The sequence below is a fragment of the Methanosarcina mazei S-6 genome (assembly GCF_000970205.1).
Lineage (GTDB): Archaea > Halobacteriota > Methanosarcinia > Methanosarcinales > Methanosarcinaceae > Methanosarcina > Methanosarcina mazei.
Window position 1 is genome coordinate 3,641,582 of sequence record NZ_CP009512.1, and the last position, 21,605, is coordinate 3,663,186.

At 39.1% G+C, this 21,605-nt stretch carries 25 protein-coding genes; 4 read left to right on the forward strand and 21 right to left on the reverse strand.

The window, feature by feature from the left end; genetic code table 11:
- Window positions 1-21: 21 nt before the first annotated feature.
- The 5 genes from ahbB (MSMAS_RS15620) to MSMAS_RS15640 all read right to left on the reverse strand — a co-directional run bounded on the left by ahbB (MSMAS_RS15620) (window position 22) and on the right by MSMAS_RS15640 (window position 4,018).
- Window positions 22-480, reverse strand: a complete 459-nt coding sequence (ahbB, locus tag MSMAS_RS15620; protein WP_015412057.1) for a siroheme decarboxylase subunit beta — start codon at window positions 478-480, stop codon at window positions 22-24.
- Between the two features lie 4 nt (window positions 481-484).
- Entirely contained in the window at window positions 485-1,033 is a 549-nt protein-coding gene (gene ahbA, locus MSMAS_RS15625) for a siroheme decarboxylase subunit alpha (protein WP_048036267.1), read from the reverse strand.
- Window positions 1,034-1,044: 11 nt separating this feature from the next.
- Window positions 1,045-2,094, reverse strand: a complete 1,050-nt coding sequence (gene ahbD, locus MSMAS_RS15630) for a heme b synthase (RefSeq protein WP_048046791.1) — start codon at window positions 2,092-2,094, stop codon at window positions 1,045-1,047.
- A 750-nt stretch (window positions 2,095-2,844) separates the two neighbouring features.
- Window positions 2,845-3,465 (reverse strand): hypothetical protein, encoded by a 621-nt coding sequence (locus MSMAS_RS15635; RefSeq protein WP_011033676.1) that lies wholly within the window; start codon window positions 3,463-3,465, stop codon window positions 2,845-2,847.
- A gap of 13 nt (window positions 3,466-3,478) precedes the next feature.
- Window positions 3,479-4,018, reverse strand: a complete 540-nt coding sequence (locus MSMAS_RS15640) for a matrixin family metalloprotease (protein WP_157858614.1) — start codon at window positions 4,016-4,018, stop codon at window positions 3,479-3,481.
- A 436-nt stretch (window positions 4,019-4,454) separates the two neighbouring features.
- Here MSMAS_RS15640 and MSMAS_RS15645 point away from each other — a divergent pair, with 436 nt between their 5' ends.
- The gene (locus MSMAS_RS15645) at window positions 4,455-5,270 is read left to right on the forward strand and encodes a helix-turn-helix transcriptional regulator (protein WP_011033674.1); all 816 of its coding nucleotides are present in this window, start codon (window positions 4,455-4,457) and stop codon (window positions 5,268-5,270) included.
- Window positions 5,271-5,309: 39 nt separating this feature from the next.
- On the opposite strand, the gene MSMAS_RS19300 is transcribed toward MSMAS_RS15645, so the two are convergent.
- The 8 genes from MSMAS_RS19300 to MSMAS_RS15680 form a co-directional block, all read right to left on the reverse strand.
- Window positions 5,310-5,720: a hypothetical protein gene (locus MSMAS_RS19300; protein WP_011033673.1), complete on the reverse strand. Its 411-nt coding sequence runs from the start codon at window positions 5,718-5,720 to the stop codon at window positions 5,310-5,312.
- 92 nt (window positions 5,721-5,812) lie between these two features.
- Window positions 5,813-6,271: a siroheme decarboxylase subunit beta gene (gene ahbB / locus MSMAS_RS15655; RefSeq protein ID WP_015412057.1), complete on the reverse strand. Its 459-nt coding sequence runs from the start codon at window positions 6,269-6,271 to the stop codon at window positions 5,813-5,815.
- 4 nt (window positions 6,272-6,275) lie between these two features.
- A complete protein-coding gene (gene ahbA / locus MSMAS_RS15660) occupies window positions 6,276-6,824 on the reverse strand; it encodes a siroheme decarboxylase subunit alpha (protein WP_230626443.1) in 549 nt (182 codons plus the stop codon).
- Window positions 6,817-7,884: a heme b synthase gene (gene ahbD / locus MSMAS_RS15665; RefSeq protein WP_011033668.1), complete on the reverse strand. Its 1,068-nt coding sequence runs from the start codon at window positions 7,882-7,884 to the stop codon at window positions 6,817-6,819. The genes ahbA (MSMAS_RS15660) and ahbD (MSMAS_RS15665) overlap by 8 nt, the downstream gene beginning before the upstream one ends.
- A gap of 413 nt (window positions 7,885-8,297) precedes the next feature.
- Window positions 8,298-8,546, reverse strand: coding sequence for a hypothetical protein (locus MSMAS_RS19620; RefSeq protein ID WP_011033667.1), 249 nt, complete (start codon window positions 8,544-8,546; stop codon window positions 8,298-8,300).
- Between the two features lie 289 nt (window positions 8,547-8,835).
- Window positions 8,836-9,201 (reverse strand): hypothetical protein, encoded by a 366-nt coding sequence (locus tag MSMAS_RS15670; RefSeq protein WP_137726698.1) that lies wholly within the window; start codon window positions 9,199-9,201, stop codon window positions 8,836-8,838.
- Window positions 9,202-9,347: 146 nt separating this feature from the next.
- Window positions 9,348-9,995, reverse strand: a complete 648-nt coding sequence (locus MSMAS_RS19310; RefSeq protein WP_011033665.1) for a hypothetical protein — start codon at window positions 9,993-9,995, stop codon at window positions 9,348-9,350.
- A gap of 171 nt (window positions 9,996-10,166) precedes the next feature.
- Window positions 10,167-11,267: a S1 family peptidase gene (locus MSMAS_RS15680; protein ID WP_226987561.1), complete on the reverse strand. Its 1,101-nt coding sequence runs from the start codon at window positions 11,265-11,267 to the stop codon at window positions 10,167-10,169.
- 435 nt (window positions 11,268-11,702) lie between these two features.
- On the opposite strand from MSMAS_RS15680, the gene MSMAS_RS15685 reads away from it, so the two are divergent.
- Window positions 11,703-12,518, forward strand: a complete 816-nt coding sequence (locus MSMAS_RS15685) for a helix-turn-helix transcriptional regulator (RefSeq protein ID WP_011033663.1) — start codon at window positions 11,703-11,705, stop codon at window positions 12,516-12,518.
- 39 nt (window positions 12,519-12,557) lie between these two features.
- Here MSMAS_RS15685 and MSMAS_RS15690 read toward each other — a convergent pair whose 3' ends face one another.
- Together MSMAS_RS15690 and MSMAS_RS15695 are read right to left on the reverse strand one after the other, a co-directional pair.
- Complete coding sequence (locus MSMAS_RS15690; protein ID WP_011033662.1) at window positions 12,558-12,785, reverse strand: hypothetical protein; 228 nt, start codon at window positions 12,783-12,785, stop codon at window positions 12,558-12,560.
- A gap of 6 nt (window positions 12,786-12,791) precedes the next feature.
- Entirely contained in the window at window positions 12,792-13,295 is a 504-nt protein-coding gene (locus tag MSMAS_RS15695) for a hypothetical protein (RefSeq protein WP_080503046.1), read from the reverse strand.
- A 105-nt stretch (window positions 13,296-13,400) separates the two neighbouring features.
- Between MSMAS_RS15695 and MSMAS_RS19065 the strand changes: the two genes are divergently transcribed.
- A complete protein-coding gene (locus MSMAS_RS19065) occupies window positions 13,401-13,574 on the forward strand; it encodes a hypothetical protein (protein ID WP_155395388.1) in 174 nt (57 codons plus the stop codon).
- Between the two features lie 232 nt (window positions 13,575-13,806).
- On the opposite strand, the gene MSMAS_RS15705 is transcribed toward MSMAS_RS19065, so the two are convergent.
- The 3 genes from MSMAS_RS15705 to MSMAS_RS19070 all read right to left on the reverse strand — a co-directional run bounded on the left by MSMAS_RS15705 (window position 13,807) and on the right by MSMAS_RS19070 (window position 16,245).
- Window positions 13,807-14,535 (reverse strand): hypothetical protein, encoded by a 729-nt coding sequence (locus tag MSMAS_RS15705; protein ID WP_015412043.1) that lies wholly within the window; start codon window positions 14,533-14,535, stop codon window positions 13,807-13,809.
- Window positions 14,536-14,608: 73 nt separating this feature from the next.
- Complete coding sequence (locus tag MSMAS_RS15710) at window positions 14,609-15,787, reverse strand: outer membrane lipoprotein-sorting protein (protein WP_011033659.1); 1,179 nt, start codon at window positions 15,785-15,787, stop codon at window positions 14,609-14,611.
- A gap of 242 nt (window positions 15,788-16,029) precedes the next feature.
- A complete protein-coding gene (locus MSMAS_RS19070) occupies window positions 16,030-16,245 on the reverse strand; it encodes a hypothetical protein (RefSeq protein ID WP_152557997.1) in 216 nt (71 codons plus the stop codon).
- A gap of 663 nt (window positions 16,246-16,908) precedes the next feature.
- Between MSMAS_RS19070 and MSMAS_RS15720 the strand changes: the two genes are divergently transcribed.
- Window positions 16,909-17,724, forward strand: coding sequence for a helix-turn-helix transcriptional regulator (locus MSMAS_RS15720; RefSeq protein ID WP_011033658.1), 816 nt, complete (start codon window positions 16,909-16,911; stop codon window positions 17,722-17,724).
- Window positions 17,725-17,762: 38 nt separating this feature from the next.
- Here MSMAS_RS15720 and MSMAS_RS15725 read toward each other — a convergent pair whose 3' ends face one another.
- The 3 genes from MSMAS_RS15725 to MSMAS_RS15735 form a co-directional block, all read right to left on the reverse strand.
- Complete coding sequence (locus MSMAS_RS15725) at window positions 17,763-18,173, reverse strand: hypothetical protein (RefSeq protein ID WP_011033657.1); 411 nt, start codon at window positions 18,171-18,173, stop codon at window positions 17,763-17,765.
- A gap of 460 nt (window positions 18,174-18,633) precedes the next feature.
- Window positions 18,634-19,143, reverse strand: a complete 510-nt coding sequence (locus MSMAS_RS15730) for a hypothetical protein (protein WP_015412039.1) — start codon at window positions 19,141-19,143, stop codon at window positions 18,634-18,636.
- 180 nt (window positions 19,144-19,323) lie between these two features.
- Complete coding sequence (locus tag MSMAS_RS15735; RefSeq protein ID WP_048037863.1) at window positions 19,324-21,600, reverse strand: DUF3160 domain-containing protein; 2,277 nt, start codon at window positions 21,598-21,600, stop codon at window positions 19,324-19,326.
- Between the last annotated feature and the right edge of the window lie 5 nt (window positions 21,601-21,605).

The following is a 21,605-nucleotide window of genomic DNA, read 5'->3' on the forward strand; positions in this document are numbered from 1 at the left end:
GCCAGCTTTTACAGCCAGCCCTTAAAGCCTTACCCCGGTTTTCTTGAACTCTTTTTCGCTGAAGAAAAGGGTGTAGTCCTTAATTCCGGTAGCTTCCGAAATTTTCTCAGCTACTTTTTCGCAGTCTTCAGGGTTATAAGAATGGACCATTGTAAACAGGTTATACTGCCAGTCAGGATAGCGAGGGCGTTCATAACAGTGCGTGACTTCGGGAAATTCAGCCATGATATTCCCTACCTTTTCGATCTGCTCATCGGGAACATTCCAGACACACATTGCATTGGCTTTTATGCCTATGGCTCTGTGCCCGATTGAAGCCGCAAAGCGACGGATCTTCCCGGCTTTCTGGAGGTTTTTAAGCCTGTCAACAACCTCCTGTTCACTGATTCCAAGTTCAGAAGCAAATCCTTTGAAAGGGGAATGAGTGATAGGAATTCCGTCCTGCACCAGTTTTAACAGTTTTACATCCGTTTTATCCATAATTTCACCTGATATCAAACTTTACCTGAATCTTAAACAGGTGCTTGGTAGGAAGATCAAGAAGAGGACAGCCTGTTTTCTCCCGAATTTCACTGAGAATCTCCTCAAGCCTGTTTTTATCTGGAGCCGAAAGCGTAAACCAGAGATTATACTGTGCAGCACTTCTGAGATAATTATGGGAAACTTCGGGATATTCGTTAATAAAAATAGCAATTTCCTCTATGCGGGACTCGGGGACTTTCAGGGCTACAAGAGTACTTACGCCCCCCATATTTCTCGTGTTGAGGACAGGACCTACCCTTCTTACCGCCCCTTTCCTGTTAAGTTCTCGAAGCCTTTCAATGACTTCGGTTTCCGGAAGCCCGAGAATCTCGCCTAATCTTGCAAAAGGTTCGACTTCGAGGGGGACTTCCTGCTGGATAAGGTTTAGGATTCTTTTGTCCGTCTCATCAAGTTCTACTACCGGAACTTCCCTGTCATTAGGATCCATATCACAGGAAAACTCGGCAGCCTCTTTTCGGAGCTGATCTTTTAAACTATCAATGTCAATCATCTCGATCACTATCACTTTTTTCCGGGCCTGTATATGCAGTAAGGCTCTTCTTCGAGATAGTCACCCGTGGCAGCATAGGCTCTTGCCCGGCAGCCTGCACAGACTTTTTTATATTCACATATCCCGCACTTTCCTTTAAGCTCTTCGGGATCCCTCAATTTCCTGAAGACCTCGGAGTTCTCCCAGACATCTTTGAAAGGTTGTGCTCTTATATTCCCGGCAAGCACCGGAAGGTAGCCGCAGGGATAGACCTCACCAACACTTGACACGAAACAGAAACCAGTCCCTCCGAGGCAGCCCTTTGTCATGGCTTCATAGCCGTGGGTCTTTACGGAAATTTCAATGCCTTCTCTTTTTGCCCTCTGGCGCATTATCCTGAAATAATGAGGAGCACAGGTCGCTTTCAGCTGGATTTCCGATTCTTTCTGCATGTCATAGAACCAGTGAAGGACGCGCTCATAGTCTGCAGGGGAAACTTCATCGGACTCTTCTCCCCTTCCCGTGGGCACAAGGAAAAAGACATGGTAAGCAACTGCCCCGAGCTCTTTTGCAAGCTCAAAGGTCTTCGGGATTTCTTCAAGGTTGCGCCTTGAAATCGTGGTGTTGATCTGGAAGGGGAAATCTGCTTTCCTGAGAATTTCAATGCCTGCAAGCGTCCTTTCAAAGGCTCCGGGCACGCCGCGGAACTCGTCATGAGTCTTTGCAGTCGCTCCGTCAAGGCTGATGCTCAGCCTCTGCACTCCGGCATCTCTTAATTTTTTCACGATCTCAGGGGTCAGAAGGGTCCCGTTTGTTGCGAGCACTACACGGAGCCCGGCATCAGTGCCGTAGCGGGCTATTTCAAAGACGTCCGTTCTGGTAAGAGGCTCGCCTCCGCTCAGGATGAGGATTGGTTTTCCAAGCTCCACAACATCATCAATGAAGTGTTTCGCTTCTTCGGTTGTAAGCTCGCCTTCGGGAACTGAAGAGGTGGAAGCTCCCCTGCAGTGCACGCAGTTCAGGTTGCAGCCTGCAGTCAGTTCCCATGCAATAAGCCGTGGTGGGTTTGTCATGGCAATCATGAATTAATGGTTTATATTATGGAAGTCAAGGTTAATAGATTTACAAATTAACCATAATTAGGGATTTGCATATAATCAAAGGATGGAATATAGGTCAGAATCCATTTTACTTAAAGTTAGTATATGAAACTTGAGAGGTCATATTAATAAAGTAATATTAATATTGTGTCATTTCAAACGGTTAACTGTAAAAAGAGACGGGGAAGTAAAGCTTTGTCCTAGTGGAAAACTGAAGATTTACCGTCATATACTTGTAATTTCGCCGGACAGTATGAAGCCCGAAAGACTCGCATCAGCCCAATCATCCGCACCCCTGCAGAAAAACACTTCCTAGAAAGTACGGTTACTGGCAAAAATCTGAGCGCAAGCAGTAAAGTCAGCTTTGGGGTCATTGAAAGCTTGGAAAGAAAAAGACGACAAAGAAATAGGAATAGAGTTACTTCAAAACAGTTTTAGATGAAGTTTGACTCTATCTATTCTCTTTCTTTATTTATCCGATAATGTTAGGAAAAAATCGAATCTGTTCTATATTTATTTAAATAATAAAGTTCATAGCCATTTATTTTCTTCACAAAATATCTTTATCTCTTTCTCGGATATGCTTTTGTTAAATAGAAACTGTAAATCATTTTTTTCTCTTAGCGTATTTTCGTAAATTTTGACAAAACCTCATTTAATACTCAATTTATCCTTGTTCTGGGGAAAAATTGTGTAGCCTTCAAAAGGCTACCTGAATAGTTGCATTTATTATTAAATTGTGTTCAATAACTCCTCCTGACTAATATTTTGATTCCATCCTATGGCTCTCCCATCATCGGTTAATGTGAACTTACCCTGCATGTATCCTGTAACTTTGAAGTGTTCAGGACCAGTATCCTTAGTACCTGGGCTAGTATCTTCAGTTAGATATAGCAAAACTTTTTCACCTGTTTTAAAGCTCGGTTCATCTTCTACCGCCATTGTATCATTTCCGACTTTTCCACCCTCCACTCTCACAATAACCTCTTCGGATGATAATGGGTTTTTGACATATTTGTCTACACTTATGATGATATCAGTATAGATGAGGTCATAAGGGCCGAATTCAACTACTTTATCTGGTCTTTTTCCGTCGGCAGAATTCCATTTACTTGGAAGTATTTCCTTGACTGTACCCATAACGATCACGTCAGAATTTTTACTTAAATCCTCAAGAGTGTATTCTTCAAGCAAAAAACTCATGCTACCGCTTAAGGGCTCATCGATATTATTTGAAGGTTTACTATTTTCTTGTGAAGATTGCATAGAGTTGGAGAATGCTAAACCTAACACGATCAGAGTGAGTGCTCCAACCAAAACGATTCCATATTTTACATTGTTTCGACTCGTCATAATTCATCACCTATTAGGGGTAAATGTAGCAGATACCTGCTATATCATCGGAGTGTAAACTTCTTTTCTTTGTTTCCCCTGTTGACATAGTACTGTACATTGTTGCTTCAGTATTGCTAGAATGACCCAAACTTAACCAGTGCCCAAATTCATGAGTAGCAGCACTTTGTACGTCGAAATATCCTGATGCTCCTGTAGTAGACCAACTCTTATCACTATTAAATCTTACAATACATTTCGTCATCGAGGTACCACTATATGTCTCAGTAGTTGTCGCTAGCGGTCCACTTGATCCAAGTGACGTATAGTAAAGTTTGTTTTCACACCCTATCTGATAAAAGAAGAAATTTGCACCAGCATTATTCCACGCACTCATAGCCTGAGTCAGAGAATTTGACCAAGAACTTGGAATTGAGGAATCCTTGTCGACTTGGGCAAATCCGGAATGCCAATAACGCCCATTGTAGGTATACGCCGATGCCGGAGAAATAATGCTGACCAATGATATCGTAATCAACAAAGCTCCTATCAACATTTTTTTTCTATGCTTCATATTTTTATTTCCTCCTACTAATCTCCTAGGAGGCAAGATCGAGCAAGCCTTAAGTACCCTTAAAGCTATCATTCCCTTGCCTCAGGGCATGTGAAGTTCAAATCTGCTCTGGAGGGTTGTTTGAACTTCACATTCAAAAATCTCTCTTAATCTTCTCCTATACATTTATTACGGTGATGAATTTTTCATCAGCTTGATTAACATCCATTAAACCACTTCTCTTTTTCATCAAAAATAGTAAAGTTTCATAGCTCTAATTGACGTCAGGAATTCGATCTTACTTTCAGCAAATAATTTGGAGATTATTTCCTTCACTAAACCATAAAATTAACAAAAAGATAGCAACATGCATGCCCCAACAAAAGAAAAGAATATATTACGTCAAAACAATTTAATAAGAAAGTAAGGAAAAAAGTCTGTAGATGCGGCAACAGGAATGAATAATTTCGAAATTTATAAGAAGATGGGCGATGACGTTCAGACAATATATAGGTCAAGACTTCTAACAGAGATACTTCTATCATTAAATGAGGGCAGCAGAAAGCTTTCCCAACTGCGTGAAATTACCGGAAGCACATCTCAGGCACTAATTCCGAAGCTCAGGAAACTCGAAGTGGATCACCTGATAGAAACAAAAGGACGCGAATATTTCCTGACGTCAGCAGGAAAAATTGTAGCTTCAGGAATAGCTGACTCTTTTGTAACATTTTGGACAATTAATAAATTTAAGCATTTCTGGATAAGACATTACCTCGAAGGAATTCCCAGTCCTTTGTTAAAAGAAATAGGATGTCTTTATGAGTCAGAAGTCCTCAAGGATCGAGGCATGAAGATCCTTAATGTCTACAACAATCAGTTAAAAATGCTTAAAGAAGCAGATCATATATACGGTATATCGTCCGTAGTAACCGAAGTGTATGCTGATGCTATCTCTGAAAGAGTGAAAGAAGGGGTCCCTGTCGAGCTTATAGTTCCTCTTCATGTTGCGGAAGAATTGAAGCGATCACCTTATCTGAAAAAAATAGAAGCACTGAAAGATTATGAAAACTTCAAATTAATGGTCATGGATGAAGATATTAAAGTTGGGCTCATTGTTACGGATAAACGCCTTTCTCTGAACCTGTACAAAAAAGAAGGTATTGAGTACGACATAAGCACAGGCCTGTTCAGCTTTGACTCGAAGGCCATTGAATGGGGAGAGATGCTTTTCTGGTATTGTAAAGGGAAGGCAGACTTCACAAAATTTCAGTGATGTAGAAACTTGTTAGAAAATAACTGGATAGTCACCTTCTCAAACCGTATATACCATTATCAGTATTGGATCCTCGTTTTCCCAATCTATATCTATGACAGCGGTGCTCCAGCGATGTAAGGATATTGGAATGTTTTTCTCTTCAATTCCGTTATCCAGTGTAATCTTGAATGTATATTTTTTCATTCCAGTAGAATATTGAAGACCGGACGGTTTTGCTTCTGAAGCCCTTTCACCAGGATAAAGCTTGTATGATTCTTTGAATATGGAACTGTTGTGTGAGTCCAATATTTCTACAGTTACTTCATGGGTCCCTGCATCATTATTTCTGATTTCAAAAAAATTAGGTAAAGCCGGACCGCCCAGAAGAAATATCAATGCACAATAACCCACGAATGCAGCTAAAAGTATGATTAACAAAAGTAAAAGTATTTTTCTAATATTTTGCATTTGAAATCCCTCTTATTTAGAGAAGTAGAAAGGGGATAAATGAATAATAAACGGGTAATAAATACTTTAAAGCCAGCTTTTACAGCCAGCCCTTAAAGCCTTACCCCGGTTTTCTTGAACTCTTTTTCGCTGAAGAAAAGGGTGTAGTCCTTAATTCCGGTAGCTTCCGAAATTTTCTCAGCTACTTTTTCGCAGTCTTCAGGGTTATAAGAATGGACCATTGTAAACAGGTTATACTGCCAGTCAGGATAGCGAGGGCGTTCATAACAGTGCGTGACTTCGGGAAATTCAGCCATGATATTCCCTACCTTTTCGATCTGCTCATCGGGAACATTCCAGACACACATTGCATTGGCTTTTATGCCTATGGCTCTGTGCCCGATTGAAGCCGCAAAGCGACGGATCTTCCCGGCTTTCTGGAGGTTTTTAAGCCTGTCAACAACCTCCTGTTCACTGATTCCAAGTTCAGAAGCAAATCCTTTGAAAGGGGAATGAGTGATAGGAATTCCGTCCTGCACTAGTTTTAGCAGTTTTACATCCGTTTTATCCATAATTTCACCTGATATCAAATTTTACCTGAATCTTAAACAGGTGCTTTGTAGGAAGATCAAGAAGAGGACAGCCTGTTTTCTCCCGAATTTCGCTTAGAATCCTCTCAAGCCTGTTTTTATTTGGAGCCGAAAGCGTAAACCAGAGATTATATTGTGCAGCACTTCTAAGATAATTATGGGAAACTTCGGGATACTCGTTAATAAAAATAGCAATTTCCTCTATGCGGGACTCGGGCACTTTCAGAGCTACAAGAGTACTTACGCCCCCCATATTTCTCATGCTGAGGACAGGACCTACCCTTCTTACTGCCCCTTTCCTGTTGAGTTCACGCAGCCTATCAATCACCTCAATTTCCGGAAGCCCGAGAATCTCGCCTAACCTTGCAAAAGGTTCGACATCGAGGGGGACTTCCTGCTGGATATGGTTTAGGATTCTTTTGTCGGTCTCGTCAAGTTCTATTACCGGAACTTCCCCCTCATAAGGATCCATATCACAGGAAAATTCGGCAGCCTCTTTCTGGAGCCGATCTTTATAATTTTCAATGTCAATCATCCTGATCACTACCATTTTTTCGTGGCCTGTAGATACAGTAAGGCTCTTCTTCAAGATAATCGCCCGTAGCAGCATAAGCCCTTGCCCTGCAGCCGGCACAGACCTTTTTGTATTCGCAGATCCCACATTTTCCTTTAAGTTCCTCAGGATTCCTGAGTTTTGCAAAGACTTCGGAATTCTCCCAGATCTCCCTGAAAGGCTGTTCCCTGAGCTTGCCAGCAAGTACGGGCAGATAGCCGCAAGGGTAGACCTCACCAACGCTCGATACAAAGCAAAAACCTGTGCCTCCGAGGCAGCCTTTTGTCATTGCTTCGTAGCCGTGGGTTTTAACCGAGATTTCGATACCTTCTTTTTTTGCCTGCTGGCGCATTATCCTGAAGTAGTGAGGGGCGCAGGTTGCTTTTAACTGGATTTCCGATTTTTTTTGCATCTCATAGAACCAGTGCAGGATGCGCTCATAGTCCGCGGGAGAAACCTCATCAGATTCTTCTCCCCTGCCTGTAGGCACAAGGAAAAAGACATGGTATGCAACAGCTCCAAGCTCTTTTGCAAGATCAAAGGTCTTATGGATTTCTTCAAGGTTGCGTTTTGAGACCGTAGTATTGATCTGGAAGGGAAAATCCGCTTTCCTGAGGACTTCAATGCCTGCAAGTGTCCTTTCAAAAGCGCCTGGCATGCCCCTGAAATTGTCGTGCGTCTCTGCAGTCGCTCCATCAATACTGATACTGAGCCGCTGGACGCCCGCCTTTTTTAATTTCTCCACAATCTCAGGCGTAAGAAGTGTGCCGTTTGTTGCAAGCACGACTCGAAGCCCTGCATCCGTGCCGTAGCGTGCAATTTCAAAGACGTCAGATCTGGTTAGAGGCTCGCCTCCGCTCAGGATGAGAATTGGCTTTCCAAGCCCTGCGACTTCGTCAATGAAATGTTTAGCCTCATCCGTTGTAAGTTCATCTGCCGGAACCGAGGAAGTAGAAGCTCCCCTGCAGTGTACGCAGTTCAGGTTGCACCCTGCAGTCAGTTCCCACGCAATAAGCCTTGGTGCATTTGTCATGGCAATCATAAATTAGCTGTTTTTATTTATGGCTGTTAAAGTTTAATGAGATTTACAAATTAACGATTCTCAGGAAGTTAGAACCACAGCCCGAAGGCTGAATAGGGGTCAGATTCGTTTTACCTAGAGTTAATCTGTAGAATCTTGAAAGGGGAAGGTCCGGATTCGAAACCTGAGAGGTCATATTAATAAAGTAATATTAATATTCTGCCATTTCAGACGAAAGACTGTAAAAAAAGAAGAAGATCAAAGTGTTACGAATTTCTATCTCAGCCAGATATATTGACAATTAATTTTCAAATCAAGCCTTTCAGAGCTGAAATAATAAACATAAATTCGATTGCAGGCAAATAAAAAATCAATAATTCGTAAATATAAATTTAACTAATGGTAAGCTTCTGGATCAATAAAAACCCTGTCTTTTAAACCGTAACTACCCCTATCATTATCGGATCTTGATAATCCCAGTATATATCTATAGTCGCCGTACTCCAGCGGTCCAGAGATACTGAAGTATTTTCCTCTGCAACGCCGTTATCTAATATAATTCTAAAGGTATATTCCTTCAATTCAAAAGAGCTTCTCAAGTTAGCCGGTTTTGCTTTTGAGACTGATTCGTTTGGGCGCAGTTTGTATGATTCCTTGAATACAGATTCATTATCTGAATCCAATATCTCGACAGATATTTCATGGGTCCCTACATCATGATTTGTTAATTCAAAAAAAATTATCTAAAGCTGGCCACCGAGAAGAAATATTAATACATGATAACACATGATTGCAGCTAAGGGTATGAATAACAGAAATAAAAATATTTTTCCGTAATTTCGCATTTGTAATCCCCCTCATTTGGAAGGACGGTTTTTTAACCTTCATAGTCATAGAGTTTGATCAAAAAATACCCGAGCATAGGGCCGGCACCGCAGTTAACTATCGGGCCATCAGGATAAAGATATGGTTTTACCTCGCAGATAGAACTATCTCTTTAGCCTGTAGGGTTGAACTGAACTCGTCCAGCTGGGAAGTATTCTTAATTACCGGAACATTTCCATACGCTTTTAGTACATTTGGATCATATATCGGACTTTCAGGATTTGTATAGTTTTTAAGGGATTCTTCATTTAGTTTTAAGAGCAGAGAGATTGTTTCCTCCAAATTATTATGCCAAGTAGAGTACGGTACATCATATACGGCTATTTCTGCCCAGTAAATCGTTTCCTCTATAATTTCATTCTGACCAGGTGCATGGAAAGTATCTGCAAATGCGGGCCCTGAAAACAGGACTAGAATCAAAAAAAGATATTGATTTTTTACCCCTATTATCACCAAAACTTCCCAAAAATTAATTATTATGCGCAAAGTATGTACAGATACCTTACTCTGTCTCACTGTTAAGGAGTTTCATTAACATAATATTCCGGCCCATGTCAATTATACCACGATCTATAATTTCCGTGCGGTACTTTGCCAGATTAATACCTGATCCTACACACAAGATATAATCCGAACAATCCATACATAAAACTGAAACCTGGAACGTTATTTGGTTTTTCTTTACTCGTCTCTGAGCCTGATTTAGTTTGTTGGTTTGTATTATTTTCAGTTTCATTAAGATCTGCCGCGTCCGACAATTCGGTAAGCTCAGATACATTTCCACGGAAAAACACTAAAGGAACTTCATTAACTCCAATCCGGCTTGCATGAGAATCAAAAATTTGATAAATTTCATCCATAAAAGACTTTTCAATTTCCTTATTTACCTCTACCTTAAGAACTCCCATGTTAGTGAATCCATAATTTATAATAGGGCCATCTGGATAGAAATATTTCGACATTTCACGCTCATTAGCATTGACTTCGGTATTTACTTCAGTATAGATTAAATCAAGAGTATCAAGCCATTTTTTCCTTTCTTCCAAACTTCCAAAAGCAGGTATATTTCCATAAGCAGCAATAAAATTCGGATTACTTTTCAATTCGTTAAGGGTTTCCGGGCCAAAATTAAGTGTTTCATTTTCCAAAATATCTTCTCCATTTTGAGAACTAGAGCCTAAAGCACAATTTCCTAAAATATTTGCTAGTATGACGCATAGTAATATATTCAACATCTTTAAGTTCATGTATCTCCTCTCATTTCATATTCTTTGGTTATAATAAATTTGCATATAATATATATTAAAAAATAAAAAATAGTCAGTATCATTCCAATTTGAATAATGCGATATTGCTGCATATAATTTATATCGCATTATTTCAAGGTGGAAATCTGAGCAATGTTTCTAACTGCATATTTATGCTGTAAGAGGAGTTACACCTAAATCAGACTGCACTCCAGACACTGGAGAAAATATTGAAGTCGAGTAGCCTGAATTATATGTTCCTACTCCTCCCCAATGGATTCCCACAATTTTAACACCGCCACTAACATAAACGTATACAGGGGCACCACTGTCTCCACCGTCGCAGTTATATCCTGCAACATATTGTCTATACAAAGTACCAAGAGGGTTATCGTACGATGTTCTAATCTCAGTAACGCTTCCATAACTCCTTCCTGTCGTGATACCCGATTTATAAACTGTATCTCCTATAGCGGCATTCTCATGTGATTTTACATCTTTTAGCACATCCGTATCTGTATCGTATATCTTTGCAGCTACGTTAGAATATGGAACCCATGAGGCATCTGCATAATGTCCCCCAACTTTACTCACTGTTCCGACTTTGTTAGCACTCGGCCCAGCAGTAGGTTGCCATATTTGATCCCCAATAGATGGTGCAGTATGTCCTGCAACAACATAACCTTTAGTTCCACTACTAGTTTGTGCAGAAAAACCAAGGGTTGATTGCTTAATTCCATCTGGTTTTTCTGTGCATATTTTTATTCCTCCGATTATCGGACGCCATGAGCTAGTACGACTAGTTGGCGTAGGAAGGTCTTCATATACAATTATTAATGGAACATCTTTTACGGCAATATTTTGCCCATAGTTAGAAAATAGATCATAGAGCTCATTTTCTTTAGCTGCATCGATTTTTTGTCCTTTTTCGATTGCAACCTTAAGAACGCCATCAATGGTGTAACCATAGGCTATAACAGGACCATTTGGATAGAAATACTTTGACATTTCTTTTTCAAAATTGTCGTTAACTTCAGTATATATTTTATCAAGCGTATCAAGCCACTTTTCCCTTTCTTCCAAACTTTCAAAAGTAGGTATATTTCCATAAGCAGCAATAAAATTCGGATCATTTTTCAATTCTTCAAGAGTTTCCGGGCCAAAGGTAAGCTTCTGCTCAATCACTTCTTGTGCACTTACTGCTGGCACAACAGCCATGCTCATCAGCAGCATTGTGGCAAGCAGTAAACTTAATACAAATTTTTTCTTCATTTCATACTCACTCCTGTTCATTCCCAGGAGGCAAGATCAAGCAAGCCTTAAGTACTCTAAAAGCTATCATTTCCTTGCCTCAGGGCATGTGAAGTTCAAATGTGCTCTGGAAGGTTTGTTTGAACTTCACATTCAAAAATCTCTCTTAAACTTCTCCTATACATTTATTACGGTGATGAATTTTTCATCAGCTTGATTAACATTCATTAAACCAATCCTCTTTTTCATCAAAAATAACGGAATTTCAGAGCTCTAATTGATGCCACGAATTCGACCTACTTTTAGCAAATAATCTTGAGATTCTTTTCTTCACTAAGCTATAAAATTAACAAAAAAGGTAGCAACATACATGCCCCTACAAAAGAAAAGAATATATTACGTCAAAACAATTTAATAAGAAAGTGAGGAAAAAATTTGTAGATGCGGCGACAGGAAATGAATGGCTTCGAAATTTATAAGAAGATGGATGATGACGTTCAGGCAATATATAGATCAAGACTTCTAACAGAGATACTTCTATCATTAAATGATGGCAGTAAAAAGCTTTCCCAGCTGCGTGAAATTACCGGAAGCACGTCTCAGGCACTAATTCCAAAGCTCAGGAAACTCGAAGCGGATCACCTGATAGAAACAAAAGGACGCGAATATTTCCTGACGCCAGCAGGAAAAATTGTGGCTTCAGGAATAGCCGACTCTTTTGTAACATTTTGGACAATTAATAAATTTAAGCATTTCTGGTTGAGACATTACCTCGAAGGAATTCCCAGTCCTTTGTTAAAAGAAATCGGATGTCTTTATGAATCTGAAGTCCTCAAGGATCGAGGCATGAAGATCCTTAATGTCTACAACAATCAGTTAAAAATGCTTAAAGAAGCAGATCATATATACGGTATATCGTCCGTAGTAACCGAAGTGTATGCTGATGCTATCTCTGAAAGAGTGAAAGAAGGGGTCCCTGTCGAGCTTATAGTTCCTCTTCATGTTGCGGAAGAATTGAAGCGATCACCTTATCTGAAAAAAATAGAAGCACTGAAAGATTATGAAAACTTCAAATTAATGGTCATGGATGAAGATATTAAAGTTGGGCTCATTGTTACGGATAAACGCCTTTCTCTGAACCTGTACAAAAAAGAAGGTATTGAGTACGACATAAGCACAGGCCTGTTCAGCTTTGACTCGAAGGCCATTGAATGGGGAGAGATGCTTTTCTGGTATTGTAAAGGGAAGGCAGACTTCACAAAATTTCAGTGATGTAGAAACTTGTTAGAAAATAACTGGATAGTCACCTTCTCAAACCGTATATACCATTATCAGTATTGGATCCTCGTTTTCCCAATCTATATCTATGACAGCGGTGCTCCAGCGATGTAAGGATATTGGAATGTTTTTCTCTTCAATTCCGTTATCCAGTGTAATCTTGAATGTATATTTTTTCATTCCAGTAGAATATTGAAGACCGGACGGTTTTGCTTCTGAAGCCCTTTCACCAGGATAAAGCTTGTATGATTCTTTGAACATGGAACTCTAAACAGTAGAAGTATTTTGATTTATTTCTGTAACCGTCTCAACGACTACTTCTTTTTCTTCATCAACCAGGAAATCTACTATCTTGTTTCCAGACTGAATTCTCAAAGCGGGAGCACATCCTGGGCCGTCATAATTTTCAGGTGTTGGATGACAGGAATAAGTCACACCCATTATTGTCCCTCCTTCCTGAATTAACTGTCTCACACGGTTGTCTTTGAGTGCGATTTTAGCTATATTAGAAGCATCTGTTTTGAGCCATTCTGACTCCGATTCATCATAAGGTGGAAGTACTTCAATCGCAGAGTAATTAATATCTAAATTATCTACTCCTTTGCTTACAGATGTATTAGTACTGTCTGATGTCTGAGAAGAATTCTCAATCGATTCTTGGCCTATACATCCAGCGAAGCTACAGATAAGCAAAAAAATAGTCAGGAAAATAACTTTAAATTTATTATTTTTAATACAAAAAGAGTCTGTGAACAAGTTCTTTTCCTCCATATATCCTTTTTGTCTACTTTATTCTTTAATTTTATAGGAGCATAACAATAAAATATAAAAGATAATGAGACAATTTTTTACCTGCATTATTTGTTTAATAGATCTTTGATTGGTCTTGTCCGTGAGTTATTGATCAGTTCTGACTTGAAAGCCACTGGATGGGAGAGAGGCTCTTCTGGTATTGTAAAGGGAAAGCAGACTTCACAAAAGTGCAAATATGATTTTGTAGAAATTATGGCAACCGGTGTAAAAAACAAAGATTTAGCAAGTCCTCTCTAATTAATTCCCAATTTAACAACAGCCCAGTAGAAAAGAATCCCGATAAGAAAAGATACCATAAGTGAGATTTTGATTGACATATAATCATTTATTACATTTTTAGCCACAACTTCACTAAGTATGATCATACCAATAACCATAAAAATTGAAATTAAAATCCCTAATATACGTTGTCTTTGCATGTTACCACCTAATAAAAAACTGGCTGATTAAAAAATCAGCCCACACTCAATTAAATCCAATACCAATGACTACCAATTTTCACGTAAATCGTACCTGTTAATAGCATTGAGGGTATATTTGCGTAAGGTATTCTTACATCTAAGCTGCCATCGGACTTCTGTTCCTGCCAATAAACAGTTTGCACTGCTACAGCGAGTAGAGCACTAAGTATTATTGAAGCAGTAGGTGTAAAAAATGAACCTATGATAGCACCTATTGCTCCAGCTGCACCTGTTCCCACATCTGCAACCCAATTTGCATCTCTTTCGCTGAAGTAAATGTGCACTCCCCCTGTTAAAGTGTCACCATACTGCTCGATATAACTTCCATGCCAAAAACTTGTCCTAGCTACAGAAATTGCTGCTGCAGCTGCCGAACTATCATTGAGACTTGAAGCAGATACGAGCTTTTTGGATACCAATTCATTCTGATCTACAAAAGCAAAATTTACTCTGTTAGGATTCTCTTCATCTTTCCATGAAATAGTGTATCCAATTGATCCATCTTGTTTCTTGAAAGATACTATTTTTTCGTCATCGGTTTCTTTCAATACATTCACATTTTCTGATACTTTTTTGAGGTCTTCCTTAGAAATTGATTTTTTGTTCGAAATGTCTATTGCATCAGCATGCTCTTTATTTTGAGAAATGTCAGCCTGTGCACTTACTGCTGGTACAATAGCCATGCTTGTCAGCAGCATTGCAGCAAGCAGTGCACCAAATACAAATTTCTTCTTCATTTCATACTTACTTCTGTTTATTTTCCAGGAGGCATTTTATGTGACAATTCATTTTTTGAGAACTCATTAAGCTTCAGGAAAAAGATTTTGCTATATTAAGCAGTTCTGCCTTATCGAAAGAGGAGACGATAGTGACTTCAAGCTCTTCATTTTCCCAGGTTAGAGCTTTCATATTTCCACCAAATATCGGAGAAATCGTACCGTTCATGTTATTTACCTGAATATATTCTCCTTCACTTTCAAAATTCTGAATTTCATGTAAACCTTTTTCAGAAACACCTTCGATGATACGTATTTCATTATTTCCTTTCGTATACACGAGAGTGATTTTTTCGTAATGCTGCCCTGCAAAAATACTAAACCCACTATGGACAAAAGTTGAATAAGGTGTATCCTTACTGGAAGAGACCATTGAATAATTAAATTCATAGCCCTCCGGGAGATATTCAGGAGTGAGTATTTCAAAATCAATAAACTGTTTTGCTTCTTCAAGCGTCATTTTTTCGGTTTCATTTTTGAAGTCTTCCGATCCCAGTACTTTTACCTGCGCGCCATCTGGAACTTTAAATTCAAATTCAGAATCTGGAATTCCAGTATTCAACTTCATATCCCGAATTTCTATCTCAAGATAAATATTCTCTTTGTTGTCGTATATTTCAGACCTGAGGAGCATCCAGTTTTCTCTGTCAACCCATATTTTTGATTTCCATTGGAGCGATTCGTTTTTCTCGGAAGGGGTAAGCTCAAGTACATATGCGTTTTTCCCATCGATGTTTTCGGTCCCGAGGAGGGAAGGTAGCTTCCCATTAAGGATAATACCATTTAAAAACTCAGCGTAAACATCAGGCTCGAAGAGTTTCAAATCATTAAAATCATCAGAAATCTCCGTTTTGAAAACAGTCCTGGATTCGGAACTATAGATCCATTGGAAATCTCCGTCAGATGCCATAATTACTTCCGTATCTTTATCCGGGCTTAAAATAGTCATTTTCATTAAATCGGGTTTTTTCCATATAACTTCATGCACTTCTGGATTCTGCTGCCTTGAAGTTGAATTTACATACATAGTAAAAGAATAGTCTTCGAGACTGTCCATTCCCATCTGCATGCTAGACACAATTTCTTCAGCACTGGGTTGAGTGTTAGATGAAACTTCTTCGGCACCGGACTCTTCTGCGCAACCTGAAATAAAAATGGAGAGGGTTATCAGGAACAAGATGAGCAGTAAATATCTTTTGGAACTAATCTTCATTTATTTACCCCAATTTAGAGACATTTTGTATTAATTCTATCTTCTAAGGAAGCCAACACAGCTTATTTTTGAATAATAGGTAAAAATTTAGATTTACACTCATCCAGATTTTAAATCTAACCTTTTAGCCCGAAATCGAGATATTATAGCTTGGATAGTCCCAAATAACAATCCGAATGGGCATAAATTCACAAAGATTCTCAACACTGCCTTTTCAACACATCAACTTCCGAAAATTGAGTTTAAATAACACAATTGCAGGAGCCCTCTCGAATTGCGATTAAAGTCTTTACAGGCAGATATGCGTAACATTTTGCTTCCAATTTCACGTTTGTCCTGTAATTCCCACTGCTTGGTACATCGATTGTCTCTGCCCCAGAAGCTGTGCATGAGCTTGGAACCTGGTGAACAATTGCAGGCAAATTGATGGGTTCACTTATCCAAATTGTTATTTTCATCTCACAAGGAGCAGGAAAAGGAAATTCTTTAGAAGTTGTTTGACATCCGCTTACAAACCATGATACATTCATGTATCGACTTCCATTGGAACGCTGATATAATTTGGAAGTAAACTTTATGTATATGTCTCCGGTACCATCCAGATATTCCCTAGTGCAGCTATTTATAAGTGTATCTGCTAAAACAAGGTCTGGTTCTAAAAGTTCACTTTTTTGCTTTTCACACATATTGTATGCACTTTTTTTCTTTACTCCAGAGACAGGATCAAGCAGCCTTAAATATTTGCAAAGCTATCATTCCCTTGCCTCAGGGCATGTGAAGTTCAAATCTGCTCTGGAGGGTTGTTTGAACTTCACATTCAAAAATCTCTCTTAATCTTCTCCTATACATTTATTACGGTGATGAATTTTTCATCAGCCTGATTAACATTCATTAAATCACTTCTTTTTTTCATGCCAAATAGTAAAGTTTCAGCGTTCTAATTGACGTCAGAAATTCGATCTTACTTTCAGCAAATAATCTGGATATTACTTTCTTCACTAAATCATAAAATTAACAAAAAGATAGCAACATACATGCCCCAAAAAAAGAAAAGAATATATTACGTCAAAACAATTTAATAAGAAAGTGAAGAAAAAAATCTGTAGATGCGGCAACAGGAAATGAATCATTTCGAAATTTATAAGAAGATGGATGATGACGTTCAGGCAATATACAGGTCAAGACTTCTAACAGAGATACTTCTATCATTAAACGAGGGCAGTAAAAAGCTTCCCCAACTGCGTGAAATTACCGGAAGCACGTCTCAGGCACTGATTCCGAAGCTCAGGAAACTCGAAGCAGATCATCTGATAGAAACAAAAGAACATGAGTATTTCCTGACGTCAGCAGGAAAAATTGTGGCTTCAGGAATAGCTGACTCTTTTGTAACATTTTGGACGATTAATAAGTTTAAGCATTTCTGGTTGAGACATTACCTCGAAGAAATTCCAATTCCTCTGTTAAAAGAAATCGGATGTCTTTATGAGTCTGAAATCCTCAAGAATCGAGGCATGGAGATCCTTAATATCTATAACAACCAGTTAAAAATGATTAAAGAAGCAGATCATATATACGGTATATCGTCCGTGGTAACCAAAGGAGATACCGATTCTATTTCTGAAAGGGTGAAAGAAGGAGTCCCTGTCGAGCTTATAGTTCCTCTTCACGTTGCAGAAGAATTGAAGCGATCACCTTATCTGAAAAAAATAGAAGCACTGAAAGATTATGAAAACTTCAAATTAATGGTCATGGATGAAGATATTAAAGTTGGGCTCATTGTTACGGATAAACGCCTTTCTCTGAATCTGTACAAAAAAGAAGGTATTGAGTACGACATAAGCACAGGCCTGTTCAGCTTTGACTCGAAGGCCATTGAATGGGGAGAGATGCTTTTCTGGTATTGTAAAGGGAAGGCAGATTTTATAAAATTTCAGTGATGTAGAAACTTGTTAGAGAAAAATCTGGACAAGCCTCTTCAAACAGTTCCTATCATTATCATTATTGGAGCCTCGTTATCCCAATCTATTACTATAATAGGTGTGCTCCAACGATGTAAGGATACCGGAATAGTTTTCTCTTCAACTCCGTTATCCAGCGTAATCTTGAATGTATAATTCTTCATTCCGATAGAATATAGAAGACTAAATGGTTTTGCTTCTGAAACACTTTCATCCGGATAAAGATTGTATGATTCTTTAATTATTGAATTGTTGTGCAAGTCCAATATTTCTACAGTTACTTCATGGGTCCCTGCATCATTGTTTCTGATTTCAAAAAAATCAGGTAAAGCCGGACCGCCCAGAAGGAACATCAATGCATAATAACCTATAATTGCAACTATGGGTATGATCAGCAAGAAGAGAAGTATTTTTTTAATATTTTGCATTTGAAATCCCTTCTATTATAGAAGAAGATTTGGTATCTCCTTCAAAATCGCCAAAAGGAGTACTCCTACTCCAAACCCTTTACTATTTATCGATCTCCCTTCTGACGATTTTCTGGAAAGCTAGGATCAGGCAAGTTTTAATTATTCGCAAAGTTAACATAAACCCATGCCTCGGACAAGATATGGATCAAAACATACTCTGGAGGTTGTTCGGACTATATAAACTGTTTTTCTAATATACCGTATATAAATTATAAAGTTTTTAGTCAAATTGCCAGACAATTCATTCTTAATTTATGACTGCATATTTCAACAGTAATACTTCATATGACAGATTGTGTAATACTCGGATAGAAGCATAGTGCATCTATGGCTGCGGTCAGTATTTTCAAGGAGAGGAAAAAGCACCTTGAGATTTATAAATGGTTTTTCTCCTGAAAACCGCGCTTCGGATCACACCTTAAGTGTCATCTTCTAAAACTTCTTTAATTACAGTTTCTGTAGTCCATTCAGGCAACTCGTCAACCTTTTCAATAGATATCACCGTCCCGTTTGGAGTGTCAACAGTTATCATGTAAAATTCTCCACCGGTCATTTGTGAATAAGTTGATGTTACAGACCCGTTCAGTGAGTCAGCTTCTCTGTAGAGGTTTTCCAGAGAGTTGTCCGGTCCGAGGGTTTTTAATGTACCATTTTGCATTTCAACAGTTATTTTGTGAATATAAGAGCCGTTAATCCGAATATACCCTATAGACTCCCCTGCTTCATTGAAGATTGCACCTGCACCTGAATAGTTCCCTTTTGTCAGGTTTTGAAAATCGCTATCATTAGTGTATATTTCAGTTAATACTTCCCATCCAGACCTTCTGTTAATCCCTCCATGATTGTCAATATCACTCGTACTCCAGTGCAAATCACTGGATTCATAGAGGGATAAAAGAAATATTGCAGAGAGAAGCCCGATAATCATGAGTGAAGACAATTTACTTCCGTCCAGGATTATTCCTCCCTGACCACCAGCGCATTTATATGTCTGTGTCTATTTTTTGAACTTATAGGAACCTGATATGTTACTTCTTTTTCCGAAATACGTAAGTATTCCATAAAAAGGAAAGTGAGAGAGAAGAAAAACTATTGAAAGTAGCATCTTTTATACCCTGAATGAACTCACCCATTCAGGCCTTTCAGGAGGGTTATCATTCAACATTTTTCTCCATTCTTCATCTGTTAACCTTTCTCCTGAAGGCTGCCAGAACTCATAATAACTCATCACAGGACCTGTACCGAGTACGATCCTGCCGTCAGGCTGTTTGTACGCTACTATCATCAGGTCCAGTTTCCCTGTCCCTTCTTCCAGAACGCTCCCTCCGGGACCTGTATGAACATCCGCAACCAGAATGGAGCTCTGGGACTTTATATCCACATTTTCAAGCATTGGAGATATGTTTTGTCCGAAGTTTCGGATGAATTTGTACTCTGCATCTGTTAACTCTTTATCTTCAAGTTCTTTAATCGAGATTTCCAGCAGTTTTTCAAGGGTATTTTCAAGAGTTGTAAAATCTTTATCAGACTGCTCGTCAAGCACTTCCATTTCAGCAAGACCGTTGTGTGCCATTTTTGTAAGGGCGAGCATCCTGGCATAGAATTCAGGAACTGGTTCCACATATCCCTCCACAGGTTTTTCTTCCTGAATTTGAGGAGCACCCAGGAAGTAGGTCTGTTTTGCATAGAGAATGGTATCATGCCTGAGTTCGGTCCAGGAGGCAAGGGCAGTGTTAAGCTGCTTGTCTTCCCATGCTTCGGTTTGCATGAAAGTAGGGTAACCCTCAGGATAGCGTGTAAAGAGAGGCTTTAAGGCGTATAGTTGAGCCCAGTAAAGGTTTTTATTCCAGTCCTCTTCATCAAAAGCTCCAAATTCATTTTCCAGAGATATGTGAGCTTTTTTGTAGTCTTCATTTTCAGAAATACCCATATTTCTCAGGTGTTCGCGGGCTCTTTCAGAACCAAGGAGATCCATGATGTTCAGGGCAGGAGGATTGAGTTTCTGAAGGATATACGAGTCAGGTGTGTATCTCTGCCCCATGAACCGGAAACCTTTTGTGGCTTCAAGAGTCTCATTTTCAGTTTCAGAACCTGCTGGAATTATTTCCCCCGTTCCCCCATAGATTTTCGGACTTTCATATTTATCCAGCTCAGTTATCAGTTCTGCAAGGCTTTCATTATCTAAACTCACTCCGGATCTATAATTACCAAAAACAGTATCCAGAGCTTTCGCATATTCATAGGGCCCGAGATCATCGGAAAAACCAACATAGAAAGCCGTCACATTGTAAATTCGATCCCATCTATCCCGGATGTTATTATCCCTGTCAAAGTGATCAGAAATTAAAAGAGCCTGCATAGTTTGAATTCTCGCTTCCTTTTCCGGAGATTCTGCCGCTGACCCTCCTACCATTGATTCTTCTGCAATAATCATTTTCGACTGAAGGAGCATACTTATTCTGCCATGCCACATCATGGCTTTGAAGTAGTTTTTCAGTTTCTCAGAAGACGTATAGTGTCCCCGCGGGGAGTACTGAGAGTAATCTTCAACGTACTTGAAAATTGGAGATATTTCCTCTTTTTGAGCTCCTATCAAAACGAGTTCAGCCTCTACATCATCTTTTACAAATGAAGGGATTTCGACACTGTATTCTTTTATGTCCTGAGGAGCGAAGAGTGTAACTTTCTCTGGATCTTCCCGTGACTGCTCTGTCTGTTCGGTTTTCGGCTGGAGAAGACTCAAAGCCACGGCAAAATATGCAACATTTCTTCTTGCAGCTTCCTTTTCTACTCCCGACGCACTGTTATAATCCTCTATGGAAGCTTCAAAGAGGGCTTTGTCAAGTTTCCAGAGTTCATCGTAAAATTCCTCAGCTTCTACCCTTTTTAGCGTCTCATCAAACTGGATGTGATAAAGGTGAAGAAGGGAATCCGACGTGATGAAAATAGGAACATCAGCCACTTTCAGGCTCCTGTAAGTTTCATTCACCAGTGTCTGCCCTGATATCAATTGATTTTTGGGACCTTCACTATCGTCTTCATTATCGAGTACAACAAATCCATTTTTGTACAGCAAATCCTTGCTTTCTTTTGTAAAGAAAATTTTCTGAGTAAACTCATCATAATTTGCAATTTCGGAAGCCTTAAGGGGCAGAGAATAAGCTGGAACTGCAGGCTCAAACTGCAGATTTTCTTTACTGTAATATCCGGAAAAAAAGCTTTGCTTTTCAAGAGTATTATTCTTTACAGAAAAGGTTTTTTCAGGAGCGGTTTCTACGATATCATTAAATGAACTTTCCTGATCATCTATTGATTCTTCCGGTCTTGTCTCATTTATCGGCCCGTTGCTACTGTCGATGCAGCCTGATTCAAGTGTAAGTAACATTGTCA

Excerpts from the sequence above, each read along its gene's own strand:
- MSMAS_RS15640 (WP_157858614.1), bottom strand. The coding sequence starts at position 4,018 with ATGAAGCATAGAAAAAAAATGTTGATAGGAGCTTTGTTGATTACGATA.
- MSMAS_RS15725 (WP_011033657.1), bottom strand. The coding sequence starts at position 18,173 with ATGCAAAATATTAAAAAAATACTTCTCTTCTTGCTGATCATACCCATA.
- MSMAS_RS15690 (WP_011033662.1), bottom strand. The coding sequence starts at position 12,785 with ATGTTCAAAGAATCATACAAGCTTTATCCTGGTGAAAGGGCTTCAGAA.
- MSMAS_RS15720 (WP_011033658.1), top strand. The coding sequence starts at position 16,909 with ATGAATCATTTCGAAATTTATAAGAAGATGGATGATGACGTTCAGGCA.
- ahbA (WP_230626443.1), bottom strand. The coding sequence starts at position 6,824 with ATGATTGACATTGAAAATTATAAAGATCGGCTCCAGAAAGAGGCTGCC.
- ahbD (WP_011033668.1), bottom strand. The coding sequence starts at position 7,884 with ATGATTGCCATGACAAATGCACCAAGGCTTATTGCGTGGGAACTGACT.
- MSMAS_RS19070 (WP_152557997.1), bottom strand. The coding sequence starts at position 16,245 with ATGAAAATAACAATTTGGATAAGTGAACCCATCAATTTGCCTGCAATT.
- MSMAS_RS15695 (WP_080503046.1), bottom strand. The coding sequence starts at position 13,295 with ATGGAGGAAAAGAACTTGTTCACAGACTCTTTTTGTATTAAAAATAAT.
- ahbA (WP_048036267.1), bottom strand. The coding sequence starts at position 1,033 with ATGATTGACATTGATAGTTTAAAAGATCAGCTCCGAAAAGAGGCTGCC.
- ahbD (WP_048046791.1), bottom strand. The coding sequence starts at position 2,094 with ATGATTGCCATGACAAACCCACCACGGCTTATTGCATGGGAACTGACT.
- MSMAS_RS15635 (WP_011033676.1), bottom strand. The coding sequence starts at position 3,465 with ATGACGAGTCGAAACAATGTAAAATATGGAATCGTTTTGGTTGGAGCA.
- MSMAS_RS15685 (WP_011033663.1), top strand. The coding sequence starts at position 11,703 with ATGAATGGCTTCGAAATTTATAAGAAGATGGATGATGACGTTCAGGCA.
- MSMAS_RS15705 (WP_015412043.1), bottom strand. The coding sequence starts at position 14,535 with ATGAAGAAGAAATTTGTATTTGGTGCACTGCTTGCTGCAATGCTGCTG.
- ahbB (WP_015412057.1), bottom strand. The coding sequence starts at position 480 with ATGGATAAAACGGATGTAAAACTGTTAAAACTGGTGCAGGACGGAATT.
- MSMAS_RS15730 (WP_015412039.1), bottom strand. The coding sequence starts at position 19,143 with ATGATTATCGGGCTTCTCTCTGCAATATTTCTTTTATCCCTCTATGAA.
- ahbB (WP_015412057.1), bottom strand. The coding sequence starts at position 6,271 with ATGGATAAAACGGATGTAAAACTGCTAAAACTAGTGCAGGACGGAATT.
- MSMAS_RS15710 (WP_011033659.1), bottom strand. The coding sequence starts at position 15,787 with ATGAAGATTAGTTCCAAAAGATATTTACTGCTCATCTTGTTCCTGATA.
- MSMAS_RS15735 (WP_048037863.1), bottom strand. The coding sequence starts at position 21,600 with ATGTTACTTACACTTGAATCAGGCTGCATCGACAGTAGCAACGGGCCG.
- MSMAS_RS19310 (WP_011033665.1), bottom strand. The coding sequence starts at position 9,995 with ATGAACTTAAAGATGTTGAATATATTACTATGCGTCATACTAGCAAAT.
- MSMAS_RS19300 (WP_011033673.1), bottom strand. The coding sequence starts at position 5,720 with ATGCAAAATATTAGAAAAATACTTTTACTTTTGTTAATCATACTTTTA.
- MSMAS_RS15680 (WP_226987561.1), bottom strand. The coding sequence starts at position 11,267 with ATGAAGAAAAAATTTGTATTAAGTTTACTGCTTGCCACAATGCTGCTG.
- MSMAS_RS15645 (WP_011033674.1), top strand. The coding sequence starts at position 4,455 with ATGAATAATTTCGAAATTTATAAGAAGATGGGCGATGACGTTCAGACA.